At 43.9% G+C, this 17,037-nt stretch carries 16 protein-coding genes; 3 read left to right on the plus strand and 13 right to left on the minus strand.

The features are described from left to right. The first annotated feature begins 57 nt into the window (after positions 1–57). Positions 58–891 carry an AraC family transcriptional regulator gene (locus HF638_RS07345; RefSeq protein ID WP_169479602.1) on the plus strand — a complete coding sequence of 278 codons (834 nt, stop codon included), beginning with the start codon at positions 58–60 and terminating at the stop codon, positions 889–891. Between the two features lie 27 nt (positions 892–918). Here the strand turns inward: HF638_RS07345 and HF638_RS07350 are convergent, their stop codons facing one another. From HF638_RS07350 to HF638_RS07390, 8 genes are all read right to left on the minus strand, one after another. Next, positions 919–2,271, minus strand: coding sequence for a glycoside hydrolase family 30 protein (locus HF638_RS07350; protein ID WP_169479603.1), 1,353 nt, complete (start codon positions 2,269–2,271; stop codon positions 919–921). 22 nt (positions 2,272–2,293) lie between these two features. After that, positions 2,294–3,937 carry a type 2 periplasmic-binding domain-containing protein gene (locus HF638_RS07355; RefSeq protein ID WP_211175525.1) on the minus strand — a complete coding sequence of 548 codons (1,644 nt, stop codon included), beginning with the start codon at positions 3,935–3,937 and terminating at the stop codon, positions 2,294–2,296. Between the two features lie 37 nt (positions 3,938–3,974). Further along, positions 3,975–4,862: a carbohydrate ABC transporter permease gene (locus tag HF638_RS07360; protein ID WP_017688674.1), complete on the minus strand. Its 888-nt coding sequence runs from the start codon at positions 4,860–4,862 to the stop codon at positions 3,975–3,977. Between the two features lie 15 nt (positions 4,863–4,877). Next, on the minus strand, positions 4,878–5,801 hold the full coding sequence (locus tag HF638_RS07365) for an ABC transporter permease (RefSeq protein ID WP_169479686.1): 924 nt from the start codon (positions 5,799–5,801) through the stop codon (positions 4,878–4,880). Positions 5,802–5,979: 178 nt separating this feature from the next. Continuing rightward, on the minus strand, positions 5,980–7,002 hold the full coding sequence (locus HF638_RS07370; RefSeq protein WP_076330992.1) for a LacI family DNA-binding transcriptional regulator: 1,023 nt from the start codon (positions 7,000–7,002) through the stop codon (positions 5,980–5,982). 180 nt (positions 7,003–7,182) lie between these two features. Next, positions 7,183–7,527 carry a thioredoxin family protein gene (locus HF638_RS07375; protein WP_169479604.1) on the minus strand — a complete coding sequence of 115 codons (345 nt, stop codon included), beginning with the start codon at positions 7,525–7,527 and terminating at the stop codon, positions 7,183–7,185. A 335-nt stretch (positions 7,528–7,862) separates the two neighbouring features. Continuing rightward, complete coding sequence (locus HF638_RS07385; RefSeq protein WP_169479606.1) at positions 7,863–8,156, minus strand: DUF3817 domain-containing protein; 294 nt, start codon at positions 8,154–8,156, stop codon at positions 7,863–7,865. 210 nt (positions 8,157–8,366) lie between these two features. Further along, positions 8,367–9,335, minus strand: coding sequence for a LacI family DNA-binding transcriptional regulator (locus HF638_RS07390; protein WP_169479607.1), 969 nt, complete (start codon positions 9,333–9,335; stop codon positions 8,367–8,369). A 379-nt stretch (positions 9,336–9,714) separates the two neighbouring features. Here HF638_RS07390 and HF638_RS07395 point away from each other — a divergent pair, with 379 nt between their 5' ends. Next, complete coding sequence (locus tag HF638_RS07395; protein WP_169479608.1) at positions 9,715–11,139, plus strand: glycoside hydrolase family 1 protein; 1,425 nt, start codon at positions 9,715–9,717, stop codon at positions 11,137–11,139. 178 nt (positions 11,140–11,317) lie between these two features. Here the strand turns inward: HF638_RS07395 and HF638_RS07400 are convergent, their stop codons facing one another. From HF638_RS07400 to HF638_RS07415, 4 genes are all read right to left on the minus strand, one after another. After that, on the minus strand, positions 11,318–11,920 hold the full coding sequence (locus HF638_RS07400) for a sugar O-acetyltransferase (protein ID WP_211175545.1): 603 nt from the start codon (positions 11,918–11,920) through the stop codon (positions 11,318–11,320). Positions 11,921–11,958: 38 nt separating this feature from the next. Further along, a complete protein-coding gene (locus tag HF638_RS07405; protein WP_169479610.1) occupies positions 11,959–12,525 on the minus strand; it encodes a sugar O-acetyltransferase in 567 nt (188 codons plus the stop codon). A 216-nt stretch (positions 12,526–12,741) separates the two neighbouring features. Further along, entirely contained in the window at positions 12,742–13,905 is a 1,164-nt protein-coding gene (locus tag HF638_RS07410; RefSeq protein ID WP_169479611.1) for an MFS transporter, read from the minus strand. A gap of 126 nt (positions 13,906–14,031) precedes the next feature. Further along, the gene (locus tag HF638_RS07415; protein WP_169479612.1) at positions 14,032–14,784 is read right to left on the minus strand and encodes a TrmB family transcriptional regulator; all 753 of its coding nucleotides are present in this window, start codon (positions 14,782–14,784) and stop codon (positions 14,032–14,034) included. A 237-nt stretch (positions 14,785–15,021) separates the two neighbouring features. On the opposite strand from HF638_RS07415, the gene HF638_RS07420 reads away from it, so the two are divergent. Then, the gene (locus HF638_RS07420) at positions 15,022–15,282 is read left to right on the plus strand and encodes a hypothetical protein (protein WP_062834214.1); all 261 of its coding nucleotides are present in this window, start codon (positions 15,022–15,024) and stop codon (positions 15,280–15,282) included. Between the two features lie 85 nt (positions 15,283–15,367). Here HF638_RS07420 and HF638_RS07425 read toward each other — a convergent pair whose 3' ends face one another. After that, positions 15,368–17,011: an extracellular solute-binding protein gene (locus HF638_RS07425; RefSeq protein ID WP_169479613.1), complete on the minus strand. Its 1,644-nt coding sequence runs from the start codon at positions 17,009–17,011 to the stop codon at positions 15,368–15,370. Positions 17,012–17,037 lie beyond the last annotated feature (26 nt).

Below are 17,037 nucleotides of genomic sequence, written 5' to 3' on the forward strand. Positions count from 1 at the left end.
CATGCAGAACACTAACTTTTAGATGGACAATACTAACCTTGTATGGAGTTGAAGAACATGAATCATCAAACTTTGCTTACGAACTACCTGTCCAATCTGCAAGTTGAATTATTCATGGTTAACTACAATCGGTGCGACACCGATTGGCGGGATCTGGATTATACGCCTGACTACAGCAAGTTTTATTTCATATGCGACGGTGAAGGTTGGCTCAAGATTGGGAATGAGGAGTATTACCCTGCGCCTAATCAGCTTATTTTAATGCCGGAGGGGATCAAACAGTCCTACTCTGCTATTAATGACCGTACTTTTCTCAAATACTGGTGTCACTTTAGTGCAAAGGTTGGGGGGATCAATTTGTTCCAAATTCTGAAGTTTCCGCACATTTGTACGATAGATCACCCTGAGTTGATTCAGGAAATCTTCAGTAGTATCCTTACATATGCAAAATCTGATGAAGTCTATGCCCATATGATGGCCAAGAGCAAACTGACCGAGTTATTGTCCCACTATATAATGAATCTCGATCTGGATCAGATCTCTTTCATTAACGTGCCTGTCATGGAGAAACTGTCCACCATTCTGGCTTACATCGATGCCAACATCGAAGAGAATATTTCGGTTCAGGAACTGGCCCAGATCGCCTACATGCATCCGAATTATTTCATTCGATTCTTCAAGCAACAGATCGGTGTTCCTCCGATCCTCTACATTACTGGCAAAAAAATCGATAAAGCCAAGGAACTGCTCACCTGCACCCCGAACACGATAACGGCCATCGCCGAGCATCTCGGATTCAGTGACTTATACTATTTCTCCAGACAGTTCAAAAAGCATACAGGGCTCACGCCTACGGAGTACCGGAGACAAACAACGGTACTGACAACGTAAGACGTAAGCCCTGATGCTCAGCTCTTTTTACTTGTTGGGATCAATTAAAATGGATATGGCACTTTTTCTTTCCATTTGGAAACATAGCAGCTCTTCATTTCGCAGCTTAGTCTGCACATTCGTTGTCTCTTCTCCATCGTTGAAAAGGACTACTGCGACGGAACCGTCTATATTTTTGAACGCCACAGAAAAGATAGAATCATTACTGGCCGTTGATTCAATACGAACAGCCTTTGGACGAATCAAGGCACTAAAGTGTGCCAATGCATAATAATCAAGTGTATACGTAAGCTCCCTCGTCTGTTGATTCACTTGCACGATCCCACGACATGTACTGCGACCAAAACCAGGAACCGTAGGCCCATTATTCTCATCAAGAGCCATGTTCCACAGTACAAAAGACTTGCTGTAATTGCGAAGAATCTGAATACCCGTTCGCATTACATTGGAGAAGGCCTGCTCAAATGGTGGGATCCACTCTCCACCCGAACCTTCAGTGAAATGCACTTCTTTACCTGCAAAAGCTTCATAGACCTTCGTTTGAGCAGAAGCATTGCCCCCGTACCAATGCCAGGCCACTCCGTCCACTTCATCTCCCGCTTGTTCCAGAACGGTCAGCGGATAGTCCGGTTGATCCCAATTGTGATCGTAACAGAGAATCTTGGTTTGAATATCGTTTTGCACAAAGGCTGGTTTAAGATGGTTTTTGATAAAATCTGCTTGGGCCTCGGCTGGCATCAACATACCCGGATAGTGCCCTGGTTCATAAAGCGCCTCATTCTGTGGTGTGATGGCATGAATCGGTAATCCTTGCTTAGCATAGGCTTGAATGTATTTCACAAAATATTGCGCATAAACGGGATACCATTCCGCCTTCAACCGCCCGGTAATCATCGATCCGCTCGTTTTCATCCATCCCGGTGCACTCCATGGTGAAGCAAACAGTTTCAGTTCAGAATTCAATGCCAAAGCCTGCTGCGTTAAAGGAATAACGTCTTCTTCATCATGGGAAATACTGAATTGGGTTAATTCTGGGTCCGTCTGCTGTTCGGGCATATCGTTATAACTGTATACCGTTCTGGCGTAGTCCGAAGCCCCCATTGGATTACGGATGACTGATAGCCCGATCCCTTTCTCCGAATGAAACAGTCGGGTCATGACCTCATCCCGTTGCTCCTCATTCAAGATTTGGTTGATCAAATAGGCAGATGAATCGGTAAAAGAAGCACCAAAGCCGTCCATCTCCTGATACGTTAGCTCATCGTCAAGTTGAATGGTGGTTGTCTCCTTATCGGCATCCAGTGGTTTCAATTGCTCCGAGGACACGGATACGAATAATTCATCTTCTCCTGTCGATTTGTACATTTTGAATGTAGTCATAGGATTCTCCTTTGTATTTCTATTATTGAATGCCTAGTTTCTCTTTGTTCAATTTCATCTTTTCACTGCGTACCTTCACAATCTCTTCCCAACGGTTCTCACCTAAAAATGACTTGTAAGCAGCCAGTGTATTGTCATACGAGGCATCATCTTTGGACCGTACCATACTGACCAGTGTTGTATTCCATTTGGTGTTAATCGCCGACAACGCACGAGCTTCAGGTGTACCTTGATCCGGGCTAATATTCTCCAGAATGAAGTGTGGTTTTAGCTTGCCTTTACCCCACTCTTGCATCTGTTTAATCGCTTCCGGAAAAGCATCTGCACTCAGCGCTTTATGGCGATCATGACCGAAGAACATAAATTCACCCATCCGATAATCCTTTTTGAATTGATCCGCGTTATTAAGTTGCAGGTCTTTCACAGCTGGCAGCAATTCAACGGTACCGTCGGTTTTAGTCTGGTAGGTCTCCCCCTCGATCCCGTAATTCATGAGCGTCTGGCCTTCTTCACTCAGCAAGTATGTGAATATCTGAATAGCCTTGGCCGGATCTTTACAGTCCTTGGAAATGAAATTGATCATCCACCCGGTTATTCCAGATTGATTCAATGTTGGTGCATTGCCTTTGGTACTCTGCGGTCCATCGATAGCAACATATTCTTTACCTGGATTCGCACTCATATAGATTTGCAAGTTTCCTCCTTGTTGAGGTGTACCGTCAAGCAGCATGGTCGCATATTTACCGGACTTCACTTTTTCCTCAAAAGCGGTTCCATCATCGGCAAAACTGTCATCACTGATATTGCCGTCTCTATACACTGCGTTCAATGTCTTCAACCACGTGAGATAATCTTCATCCAGATTGCGATCGTAGAATTCTCCTGATTCGGTCTCCAACGGAACACCGATGAAATCTTGTAACGTATCCCCGAGTGAACCTGTTCCTTCACCAATGGAGTTAAACCCAAACGGAATCAGCGCAGGGAACTCTTGCTTAATTCGTTTCATCACACTCTGGAATTCTTCTGGCGTTCCAATGACCGGACTACCCAAAGCTTCGTACACATCTTTACGAATGATAAATGCCGTTTTGGCAGGAATGTTACCGCTATCATAATCCTCTTGCGTATTGGAATAGTTCGGGTAACCATAGGTTTTACCATCTGCCAATTGGAACCAGTTCAATGTATCGGCAGCCGCAACTTTATTGAAGTAAGGATCATATTTTTCCGCCAGATCATTCAGCGGCATAGCCCAGGTTGCAGCTTTTTGTACCACAGGAGAATTCGAGTCAAATACGGTCAGCAAGTCAGGCATATCTCCACCTGCGAAAAAGGTGTTTAACTTGGTATCATCACCTGTGATGAATTTAATATTGATGTTCAGATCCTCTTTGATTTTCTTGGTAACAATGTCCTTGCCAAAATCGGTGTTCCACCAGTCAGCATTGACGTACCATGTCAGGTCGGTAGCCTCTTCCTTTTTATCCAACTGCCAAGCTGGCTTTTCTGGGTCAACCGTATAACGATCTTCAATGGATACCCAGTTTCCTTCACTGGAGCCCCCAGACCCACCACTGCAACCTGTAATCATAAGTACGGCTGTGAGCAGTGTTGCGAGCAATTTAATCCCTTTTTTGCCTGATGCCTTATTCAACTTCAACATGTTTTTGTTCCTCCTCAAAATGGGATATTTGTTGCTCCTATTCCTTGACTGCTCCGAGCATCATTCCCGAGATAAAGTATCTCTGAACAATGGGATAAATCAGCACGATAGGGAGTGTTGTAATGACAATGGTGGCCAACTGCACGCCTTTGGTCGTTGTTTCAATGACAGCCGAACCCCCGACATTTTGCATGGATTGTGTCTGTGACTGTACGATAATTTCGTACAACATCATCTGGAGTGGATATAGTGACTGATCGGTAATGTATAACTTGGTTGTCATGAAGTCGTTCCATTGCCCCACCCCATTAAATAGGGCAATCGTAGCCATGGCAGGCATAGAGAGTGGAATGAAGATTTTCAGAAAAATATGCCAATCCCCTGCGCCGTCAATCTTGGCCGATTCTTCCAGCGAATCCGGGACATTCCGGAAGAAATTCATCAGAATCACGACATCATAGAAGCTGAACAACGCCGGAATAATGTACACCCAGAAGCTGTTAAGCAAGCCAAGTGATTTGATTAACAGGTATGTCGGGATCATGCCGCCCGAGAAGAACATGGTAATAACACCCATGGCAACGTATAATTTACGGCCTCTTATGTACTTTTTGCTCAGACCGTAACCAACCATGGCACAAAAGAACACATGTGTTACAACGCCAATCGTTGTTTTGGACACCGATATGAAAAATGCCTGCCAGATGCCCTGATCATTAAATACCGCTCTGTAATTCTCCAGCGAGAATTCCGGTGACCAGAAGATGAATCCACCTTCCGCCAACGCTTTGCCTGAACTAAAGGAAGAGATGATGACATTCCAGAGCGGAACCAGAATAACGATCGTACAGATGATTAACAAAATCATATTTAAGGTATCAAAGATCCGACTATCAAGATCTTCTTTTGCCACCTTTCCATTCACGCGGGATGCCTCCTTCTACAACACAGATTGATTATCGTTTAATTTGCTCGTAATTTTGTTCGCCGTGACGAGTAGAATGACAGAGATGATCGAGACACCCAAGCCAACGGCCGTTGCATATGAAAAGTCGCCCTGTGACATCCCCATACGATAGACGTACGAATTGATGACTTCCGCTTTGTCTCGGTTCTGGGAGTTCATGAGAACCAGTGTCTGATCCAGATTGGACCCTAATAAACCGCTTACAGTTAGAATCAGATTTAAGCTGATGATTGATTTCATGTTGGGCAATGTGATATTCCATATCTGTCTAAGACGGCTTGCACCATCGATTTTGGCCGCTTCATAATACGTAGGATCAATCTTCGCCATGATCGCCAGATACAGAATGGTTCCCCAGCCTGCCTCTTTCCAAATATCCGATAAGGTAGCAATCCACCAATACTTGCCTGCATCCAGCAAGATGTTCTGTGGTTGAGAGATCACTCCCAGGCTAAGTAACAATTGATTAAATAACCCCGTGGTTGAAAACCAAGTGATCAGCATTCCACCGAGTACGATCCAAGACAGGAAGTGAGGTAAATATGAAACCGTTTGCACAAATTTCTTGAAGCGTCCGCTGTTTAACTCGTAGATCATGATTGCAAGAATGATGGGAATTACGAAGCCTATACCCAGTTTCAAAAAACTGATCCCCAGCGTATTCACGACCGCATCCCAGAAGTATTTGTCTGACAAAATGATTCTGAAATTATCGAGTCCTACCCATGGAGCGGTGGCCAACGTATCAATGACCGTGTAACTTTTGAAAGCAATCGTCAACCCGTATATTGGGATATAACAGAAAATAATCATAAAGATAATGCCCGGGATAATCATTGATTGAATCTCCCATTGTCTTCGATAATCCACTATGAATTCTTTGATCCTTTGTCCCATGGGCTTTTTTCCATTGGGACTGATCGCATTTTTACCGGTTGATGTCTCTACGGCTAATTTATCCACGTTCTTTTACTCCCCTCCATCATGCATGTTTATAAAAACGTTTTTATTTTTCGGCATAAAAATCCCCTTTACTTTTATTTATGTAAAAAAAGACCGGAGAAGATGATTCAGCTTATGTACGATAATCTTTCCGGTCAATCTTCACGTGGCTTGAACCTCTCACCACCAGCTCACCCGCCAATTTCTGTGCAGCCCCTTGTTCTTTCTCCTTGATCATACCCACCAGTTGATTGATGGCCAGGATACCCTGTCTTGCAATTTGATTTCTTACCGTTGTAAGTGGTGGGGAAAAATACTGGGCGATATCGATATCATCGAAACCCACGACACTAACATCTTGAGGCACTTCAAAGCCCTCAGATTTCAACGCATGCATACAACCAATTGCACTCAAGTCATTCCCTGCAAGAAATGCATCAGGCCGCTTGCCAGGGTGCAAGTGAAGGAAAGATTTTATAGCACTATACGTGCTCTCCTCCTCAAAATACCCCTGTATAATGTAATCTTCATCGATTGGAAGCTGGTATTCACGCAGGGCAGCCAGATAGCCATCTCTACGCTGTACACTGTCAAACATCGTGTCCACACCCGAAATATAAGCAATTTTCTTGTGCCCCAGCCCAATTAAATACTTGGTAGCTTCGTAAGCCGCCACATACGAGTCAAAAATGACACTTCCCATCGTATCGCTCTGATAGACCCGATCCAAAAAAACAGCCTTGATCTTATCTTTCTCCATCGCGATAATATCTTGCTCGTCGATTCGAAGCTCTTCGTAGATAATGACGCCATCCACCCGCCGCCCCAGAATGTTACTCATAATAACGTGTTTATCTTTGGTCACAAATACATTCAGACCATACCCAAGACGATCACATTCACGAGACATCGACTCCACCAGCTTATAGAAATACGGACCCGATACACTTGTGGTGAAAAAACCAAGCATTTTAGTTTGACCGGACTTCAATAGCTTACCATTCAGGTTAGGCACATAGTTCAAACGCTCTGCCACCTTAAGAACATGCGATTTGGTCTCCGGGTTTAAGACATCCACACCATTTAAGGCGTTAGAGACCGTCGATATGGATACGCCAGCTTCTCTTGCTACATCTTTAATCGTTATCTTAGCCATAAGTTTTGTTCCTTTACTATAAAAACGTTTTTATAATGTTTAAATTATCATAAAACCGTTTTCATGGCAACACTTTAATTTGTGAGTTCAGGCATCGTGTCCTTTATCTATAGCTATATGCCACTGTGGACGCTAAAAAACGGCTCACTTGTGAGCCGCCGTTCATGAAGCTTTAGCTTTCTATTCCTCATCTTGGATATACATGGAGTGAATCTGTTGCAGCTGCTCTTCCAGACGTTCCAAGCGTACGAAGCGATCCGCTCGAATATATTCCTTCTGCTCCACAAGCATGATCATTGTTGGAACGGTAAAAATAAGAAACTTGGATGCAACCTCTTCCACGTCGTTAGCATTAATGTGACCCATGTATAGAGATGGATAAGGTTCAAGCAACGCCCTGATCTTGGGAAGTAAAGCGTGGCACACACTGCACTCTGGCCGAGACACATACAAAAAAATCAATTCATGTTGTTGAATCGCCTCTTCAACCATTGTTATGGATGTTAACTCATGAATATCTTTCATAGAAGCTCAACCCTTTCCGTTATTCGGTGGCTTGATCCTTTAAATTTTTTCTTTTCAAGTATAGCCTATGTGCGTTAGAATAAAATGGAATATATCCCCATATGAAAGAGGTTATGGTATGAAGAAATCATTCTTATTTCTGTTCACTGCCTTAGTAGTTGTTACTTCCTTCTCGGCGTATGCCCCTGTGTCGAATGCCTCTGACAATCTTGGAGTCAGCTTATTGTCCGATCGTCAGCAAGGTACAGTAAAGTAGTACTTGTACAGAAAGTAACAGGCGACAATTCGGATAACATCTGAATTAGTCGCCTGCTTTCATTTATTCTTATTGATGTTTACTTCCAATCTCTCTTCCGAAGATAGGATTCGAATACGAAAGTTCCAAAAGGCAATAGACCAGCGAGTCCACCCATCAACCAGCGTGTTATCTTCCACTTTTTGACCACAGCCAAATGCACTAGCGCAATAAGGTACAAAGGAAACAAAATACCATGAATCATGCCCATTACGGCTACAGCGGAAGAAATATCTGCAAAATATTTCAGAGGCATAGCAATAAAAATCAACAGAAGTAATGATACGCCCTCCCATATGCCCGCAATTCTGAATCGGCCTGTCAATGTCTTCATAAAGTCCATTCTCACCTTTCCCGCAAATCATTTGTGAAATATGTAACTTGTAACATGATACGAAAACTTCACGCCACATCTCGGTACAGATATGTCGCTCTGTTCTAAAGCTCATATTCAGTATAACGTATGAATCGGAATCGAATATGCTTCAAATTTGAATAATTATTGAATCCCTAATCCCTGATTCCCACATCAAGTGTTAGGGATTCAAGTCGTCTCACGCTCAATCAGCTGATATGTCAGCTGTTCGGTCTGCAACTCTGTTTTACCCAATACGGCCCACAATTGATGAAAAGCCTGGGTGGCCTGCTCCGCAATGGGATTGTGTATGGTCGTGATTCCGAGAACACGGGAAAGCTCGATATCATCGAACCCCACAATGGCAAGTTGTTCCGGTACCTGAATATTCCTTCTGCGTGCTTCACTCAAAATGCCGATGGCTGCATAATCATTCGAACATAATACGGCCTGTGGAAGTTCTGGCCCCTCTGCCATTCTTCGCATCGCTTCTTCACCATCTGTGGAGCTAAATACGGAATATTGATAAGCTTCAGTCCACACTTGCACCCCTCTGCTCTTCATGAAAGATTCATAGGCTTCACGGCGACTCTGGGTATTCAGACTTTCAGCCCTGCCAAATGCATTTGCAATTCGGGTGTATCCTCTCGAAACCAGATGCTCCAGAGCTAACTTATACCCTTGTGCCTGATCCATCGCAACAGACGGAATCTCGTCATTCCCCATTCGCTGCCAGGAAACAATCGGACCGTATTCCATATACGCCTTTAATTTCCGAGGATCATTAACACAAGCAATAATAACAAGCCCATCCACTCGTTTGCTGCGCAAATCTTCGAACGCCTGTAATTCAATCTCCGGATCTCCACGGGATGTATAGATAATCGTCTGAAACCCGAAATCCATTGCTGTATCTATGAATTGATTCATGAATGTAAGAATGATCTCACTCGTGGTAGAGGTCACAATCCCAATCTGCTTGGTCTGCCCTGTAGATAACGATACCGCATTCCGGTTCGGAATATAATTCAACTGTTTCATAATATCCGTTATGATCTGTCTTGCTTCATCACTAACATGCGGAGAATGGTTAATCACGCGTGATACAGTCGCTTTTGAGTAACCGGACCGCTTCATAATTTCATCAAACTTGGACATCGGAGACTCCCTTCTTGCTAAAAAACTATATAAGTTCAACTAAGATTATTTACACTGGCACTTCGATGACAGAACAACCTTCCGATCGCTGTTATCCCCAGATTTTTTGATTCCCATATCTAAACGGGAAAATCCGGGGATAGCGTATGCTTCCGATGTAGCTTTCTTTCAGAAAGCTTTCAGGCGATCGCTTCGCTTCTTCTGGTTATTTCTGTCCTCTCCGTTTTCGTGTAAATTTTAGTTGAACTTATTTAGAATAATAGTATGCCTTAGATTGGGGTCAAAAGTAAAACTTGACGTGTAACCCGTTACAACGTTTAAGCTTTTTTTATGTCATATGAATCATCTTAATATCAATTTGATGAATGGAGCGATACACATGAGTAATCAAACCTATCAATTCCCGGAAAATTTCCTGTGGGGTGGCGCAATTGCTGCCAACCAAGCTGAAGGTGCATACAATCAAGGCGGCAAAGGCCTGTCTACACAGGATGTAGCTCCCAAAGGCATCATGGGTCCAATCACGGAAGAACCCACTGAAGATAACATGAAACTGATCGGTATCGATCTGTATCATCGCTATAAGGAAGATGTGAAACTGTTTGCCGAGATGGGCTTCAAAGTATTCCGTACTTCCATCGCCTGGTCCCGGATTTTCCCGAAAGGGGACGAGCTTGAACCGAATGAAGAAGGTCTGCAATTCTACGATGATCTGTTTGACGAGTGTCGCAAATACGGGATCGAACCACTGGTTACGCTGTCCCACTATGAGACACCACTTCACCTTTCCAAAGAATACGACGGCTGGGTTAACCGGAAAATGGTTGAATTCTATGAGCGTTATGTAACTGCCGTATTTAAACGTTATAAGAACAAAGTAAAATACTGGCTTACTTTTAACGAAATCAACTCTATTCTCGAAGCACCATTCATGAGCGGTGGTATCTATACGCCGAAAGAGAAGCTTAGCAAACAAGATCTGTATCAGGCGATCCATCATGAGTTTGTAGCCAGTGCTTCTGCTGTGAAGCTCTGTCATGAGATCATCCCTACGGCACAGATTGGTTGTATGATGCTCAGCATGCCTACTTACCCGCTGACACCGAATCCAGACGATATGATCAAAGTCATGGAATTCGAGCATAGCAACTATTTCTTCGGTGATGTACATGTAAGAGGTCGCTACCCTGGTTATATGAAACGTTACTTCCAGGAAAATGGGATCGAGATTCAGATGGAAGCTGGCGACGAGGAAATGCTGCTGAATACTGTAGACTTCATCTCTTTCAGTTACTACATGAGTATCTGTCAGACAGCAGATCCGGAGAAACAAGTCGCAGGAGAAGGTAACCTGCTCGGTGGTGTGCCTAACCCTTACCTGCCTGCTAGTGAATGGGGATGGCAGATTGACCCGCAAGGATTGCGTTATGTGCTTAACATGTTCTATGACCGTTATCAAAAACCGCTATTTATTGTAGAAAATGGTCTTGGCGCTGTCGATGAGTTGATCACGGGTGCGGACGGCGAGAAAACCGTCGAGGATGACTACCGTATCCAGTATCTGAATGATCATCTGGTTCAGGTTGGCGAAGCCATTAAAGATGGCGTGGAAATCATGGGGTACACATCATGGGGTTGTATTGATGTTGTCAGTGCGTCTTCTGCCCAGTTGAAAAAACGTTATGGCTATATCTATGTTGATCGTCACGACGATGGATCAGGAACACTCGAACGTTACCGTAAGAAATCCTTCCATTGGTACAAAGAAGTCATCAGCAGTAACGGAAAAAGTTTGCAGCGTTAAGGTTCTTTAAGTAAATGTAACAGATACATCCTTCTGTCCCTAGGCAGATTACATGAAAAAGTGTCGGTTATACGATACCTAGCATGTTTTCTGTCTGGGGGATTTTATTTTTATTTTCAAAAAGAAACACCCGATGATACACATCGGGCATTCTCGTTGGTGCCTATCACGTTCTTCACTATATGTTTTTTGCTATATCCCTGCTGTACTTTGTTTTGTCTTCTTCCGTTATTTTGCGAATGACCCTGCAAGGATTCCCCACAGCAATCACACCAGATGGAATATCCTTGGTAACGACGCTCCCTGCACCAATAATTGTATTGTCACCAATGGTTACATCAGCGAGAACAGTCACGCCTCCTCCGATCCACACATTATTCCCCACCGTGATAGGTCCAACGACCTCCAGACCTTCATTACGTTGCTCTACATCATAAGCATGACCTGCAGTATAGAATCCGCAATTTGGAGCAACAAAAACGTTATCACCAAAAGTAATTTTTCCCCCATCCAGCATGACAATATTATGATTGCTATAGAAGTTCTCACCAATTTCAATATTATAGCCGTAATCACATACAAATGGCTGTTCAATCAGGAAACGATCCGTCGTTTTCCCCAGCAGTTTCTTGATTAACGCTTCTCTTTCAATGATCTTGGCTGGATGGAGCTGGTTGTATTCGTAACAAAGCCCTTTGGCATGTGAACGCTCTTCAATTAACTCTTGATCATAATTGGCGTTATACAAAAGCCCTAATTGAGATTTTTCTTTTTCGGTCATCATTTCGTAAGCACTTCCCATCTTCTATCGTAAATAAGTTAAAGCTCAATCTCTCTAATGATTCTAGCAGGGTTGCCGCCCACGATCATATTATCCGGCACATCCTTCGTAACCACCGCCCCGGAAGCAATGACCACGTTGTCTCCAATGGTAACCCCCGGATTAATAACGGCTCTGCCACCAATCCATACATTATTGCCAATCGTGACTGGCTTGCCATATTCTGCACCCGTATTGCGTTCATGCGGATGGAGTGGATGAGTAGCCGTATAGATATGTACATCTGGCCCCATTAAGCAATGGTCTCCAATACGAACTTCACACACATCTAATATCGTACAGTTAAAATTGCTATAAAAATGATTGCCTACATGAATGTTATATCCATAATCCACATGAATATTAGGTTCCATGCCCAGATGTTCACCTGTAGATCCCAACAGTTCCTTCAATAACTTGGTGCGAAGCTCGCCGTCCGTTTCCGTCGTTTGATTAAACGTCCGCGTCATTTTCCTTGCATACTCTCTGTCCTCAGACAATTGAAGATCCGAAGCCATGTACAGCTCGCCATCCAGCATTTTTTGTTTTTCCGTCTTCGTGGTCATGTTCACCGCTCCCTTGGTACACATCGTGTATTTCGACATTAGACAATACTTTTTAAAACTATTTTAATTATATAGATTACGATGGATAAAGCAAGTGTTGCTGCACATGAAAGTAGTTTAATCCACTCTTGCGTGCTCTTCTGATACAGCAAAAAAAACCTCTACACCCCATTGTCTATGGGAATGCAGAGGTTCAAGTTTTTGTACGTGCACATTTTAGGCAACCGCCTGAACTGTTTTTTCCTTAACGCTGATGGCATAGATGGCAGACACCAAACCAAGCAAAATCAGAACAGAACCAACCCATCCGGTGTTAAGAATCGATGAATGATCAATTACCATACCACCGATATAGGTACCCAGTGCAATACCTGCATGTGCAATACCTGAATTGGTGCTGATTAGCGTTTCCGCTGTTTCCGGCGAAGTTTTGATAATCAGACTATTCTGTACGGGAGTAACGGTCCAGCTCAGTGCACTCCAGATGCTTAACAGCAGCAAGAAGGCGATCAAAGGCAATTCCACGCTGAACGGAATGACAGCCATACTTACGATGAAGGGAATCAGCACAATGACAATGGCTTTAGCAGGATGCAGACGATCGGACAACATGCCTCCGATGCCTCCACCTGCAACAGCGGCGATCCCAAACATCATATAGATAAAGGTAACCATCGTTGAGCTCGCTCCCAGTGTCTCTTGAAGAAATGGTGTGAAGTATGCATATAACGTCAAGTGACCTGCAAGCACAAGCAAAGTCGTAGCATGGATTGCCAACATTTTAGGATTCCACAGAGCAGAAAGCTGTTTCTTCAGGGATACAGCAGGAATAGGCTGTACACGGTCCATAGCAATCCAGATGGCCACCATAACCACTGCGGTCAGAACAGCGATCAGCACAAACACCTCACGCCAGCCTGCCAAGTTGCCTACAAAGATACCAAGTGGTACACCCAGGATAAGTGATGCGCTGCCTCCCATGGTAATGATCCCCACGGCGCGTCCTTTATACTGCGGTTCCACAATGCGAGCGGCAAGGGTCAGGGAGAGCACAAAAATAAGTGAGCCCGTGGCGGCTCCGAGCGCTCTGCCCGCCATCAGCATATAAAAGCTGGAACTAAATGCAGAGATCAGATTACTGATCAGAAATACAAACAACGTGCACATATATACCTTTTTACGCTCAAATCTGGCCGTCATATTCAGTAAAATCGGCGCAGATAACGCATAGACAAGTGAGAAAATAGAGATTAAATACCCGGCCTTCGCCAGGGAAAGATGAAGATCAGTAGCAATCAGGTCCAGAATTCCGCCCAAGATCAGTTCAACGGTTCCGACCACAAATGCTGCGATAGCAAGTACATATACTTTCTTATTCATGTTGAATCCTCCTCAAAAAGTTACAACTACGATAGTAACCCATAAAACTGAAAGTTTCAACAGTTATTTTCATGATCGTTTTCATACGTAGATATAACAAAAAAACTATCCTCCGAGAGAATAGTTTTAATAGATCAACCTGGTAAGCAGTCGCTCGATTTCAGCATCCTGTAACAGTTGATCCCCATATTTTTTGGTAATTTGAGTAAGCGCAACATCATGGTAGAAATAATCAGTCATCGCTTTGACAATCGGTTTGGACATCGTCTTGATGGCTCGCCATGAATCATGTTCCACACCAGCAAACAGCAGATAGGCATGATCCACAATAAGCAGCTGTGAAGGTTCCGGTGCATCAAGCAATGGAATCAACGAGTATATCCGGTTTAAGGATGTCTCCATTCCCCCAACGGCAAGCACTTCAACGTACACGCCCTGCTTTTCCTTCTGCTCCAGCAGTTCACGATATTTCTCCATTCGCTCATTCCAGGCCAGAAAAAGAATCGATGAGTCTGCTTCCTCGATCAGCTGTTCGATATTGGATGCGATGGATGACTCATCTTTTAACGTCCAGATATGCTCGTCCGTGAATGTACGTTTGATTTTGTAACTTTTCAATTCCTCAATATCTTTCTCAAAATCAGCCTTGATCTTATGAATAATAGACTGAAGATCCACAGCCATATATAGTTTTTTCTTCCCATCCATCGTGGTCAGCACCGTTCCCTTGTCGATCAGCCGATTGAGCACTTCATAGATCTTGGCTTTGGGCACGTTGGAGTAATTAACAATAGATGTGGCATCCAGCGGTTCATCCTGCGCAAATATAGCCTCATATACCTGACTTTCATATTGTGTAAAACCGAATTTCTGCAACATGTGTGGATCGCCGCATCCCTTCTTATTGTGTCTGGTCTATCTAGTTTAGACGGCTACACTTTCCATGTCCAGTATGTCTCAACTGCACTTGGTGAAAGTCGTATTGAATCAAGCGGTTATTATTTGCTTTAAATCGTTATATCCGTCTGTTTATCAGACAGCATGTCTTCCGTCTAGCACCTTTCCTTCTACTTTTCATCTACTATGAAGAACCTTAATAGAAAAGAGATGATTTGAATGGCTCGTGTCAATGCTGTTCCACAACCGGATCTGGTATTAATCTATTGGTCTAGAAATCCACTCGTTCCCGGTTCTGCCCGCAGAATCCAAAGTGTGCGTGTGATTGGTAATACGTCTCCATGTACATTTACATTGGTTCCCGGTGCACGCCTGATCAATGCACTGAACTGCTTGCTGGACAATGATATTGGATTCAAAGTGGTATACCGCTACAAAACGTCAGAAATCAGTGGAATTCTGTTATTGAAACGCAAATGATCAAAAAGCATAAAAATGGTGCCTCCCATTGGGGAGCGCACCATTTTCTCATTTTTCGTACTTGTATGATATGAATCCAATCATTCTATTGGTTAGCAGCGATGGTATCATTCACTTCCTGTGTGATCTGATCTCCACCAAGTTTCTTCCAATTGGCAACGAAGTTATCGAACTCGTCAATCGACAAGTTGCCATAGATGATTTTCAGAAATGTCTCGGCTCTCAGTTTATCCAGTGTAGCTTGCTTGGTATTCATCGTTCTCGTCGGTGCATAGATGAATTCATTCATGACAATCAGATCATTGTCCCGATAATATTTAATCACACCTTGTGAACTCTCTGGACCAAAGATACGCTCCATATGCCACTTGTCGAGATTCCCATTCCGATAATCCATAATATCGTCATAGAACAGCTTCGCTTCGAGTTCCAATCCGGACGTATCTCCTGTTTTGAGCGCCTGCTCTACTTCATCCTGAGCCTTCACATTTTTGTTGGCTGGCAGGTTGGAGACCGTTGCATTATGAAAACCAAGACCCGTCAGTCCATTCAAATAAGCAGCCCGTTCTTCCTTGGCAGACTCACCAAACATTTTTTCTGCCTGGAAATTGAGCAGCTTAATTAACGCTTCCGGATGCTCGTAGCCTTTGCGAACGGCAAATATACCGCCCAGACTAAGATGATTCTGTGTTTTGGCTGGCTGATCATCGATGGATTGAACCGGGTAAGACATCCAGTCGATGTTCTGGTCTTTCTTAATCATGCTGCTAACCTGAAAAGGTGCCCATTGTGGCAGGAAGAACATGCCTGACTTGCCTGCATTCACATCCTCCATCATTTTAGCAAAATCCTTAACGCCAAATTCGGGATCAAGCACACCCTTCTGATACAGAGTCTGAAGCTCACGCAATCCTTCTTTCACTTCCGGTTGGATCGTTCCGTTCACGACTTGACCTGAAGCATCCTTAATCCAGGTTTCGAGATAACCATGATAACCGAGCAAGAACGCGTTTATAGGCAAATCCTTGTTCAAGGCAATGCCATACGTATCATCTTTGCCATTTCCGTCTGGATCTTCGAAGGTAAAGGCTTCTGCAATCTGGATGACATCCTGCATGGACTTGGGCGCTTCAAGACCGACCTTTTTCAACCAATCCTGACGAATCCAGATCATATCCGAGGAATCCAGCGAGCCTGGGAAACTCACCATGGCGTATACTTTGCCATCCTTCGTTAACGGCTTCAAACCTGCTCCATCTTCAGCAGACATGAACTCCTTCACCAGTTCGGATGCATACTTGTCATATACTTCGGTCAGATCCTCCAGCATTCCCGCTTCATGCAGTTGTTCGAATTGAACAGCGCTCACTTTCAGTACATCCGGCAGATCACCACTCGCCAGCGTGACGTTCATCTTATCGTTATAATTGGCATCCGGAACAATCCATTCGTACGTTACATCAATACCGAGTTCATCCTTGTACCCTCTGGTCCAGATGTTATTGGCGTGTGTATCTCCTTGGGCAAGAGATTCTTTCCCTGTTTCATTCATGGTGGACGTCAATTTAATGGGTGGGTCATATTTCGTAAGTGGTCCTCCCGCATCCTGCGGTGTGTTCGGCTCAGCTTCATTCTCGGCACTTCCCGCACCAGACGAACAGGCAGCAAGTGTGGTGGCCAGCACCATGGTTAATGTTAATAATGAGAACTTCTTGAATGATATATTCATGCGAATCCCCCTTTTTTCTCCTCCCG

The sequence above is a fragment of the Paenibacillus sp. SZ31 genome, assembly GCF_012912005.1.
Taxonomy (GTDB): Bacteria; Bacillota; Bacilli; order Paenibacillales; family Paenibacillaceae; genus Paenibacillus.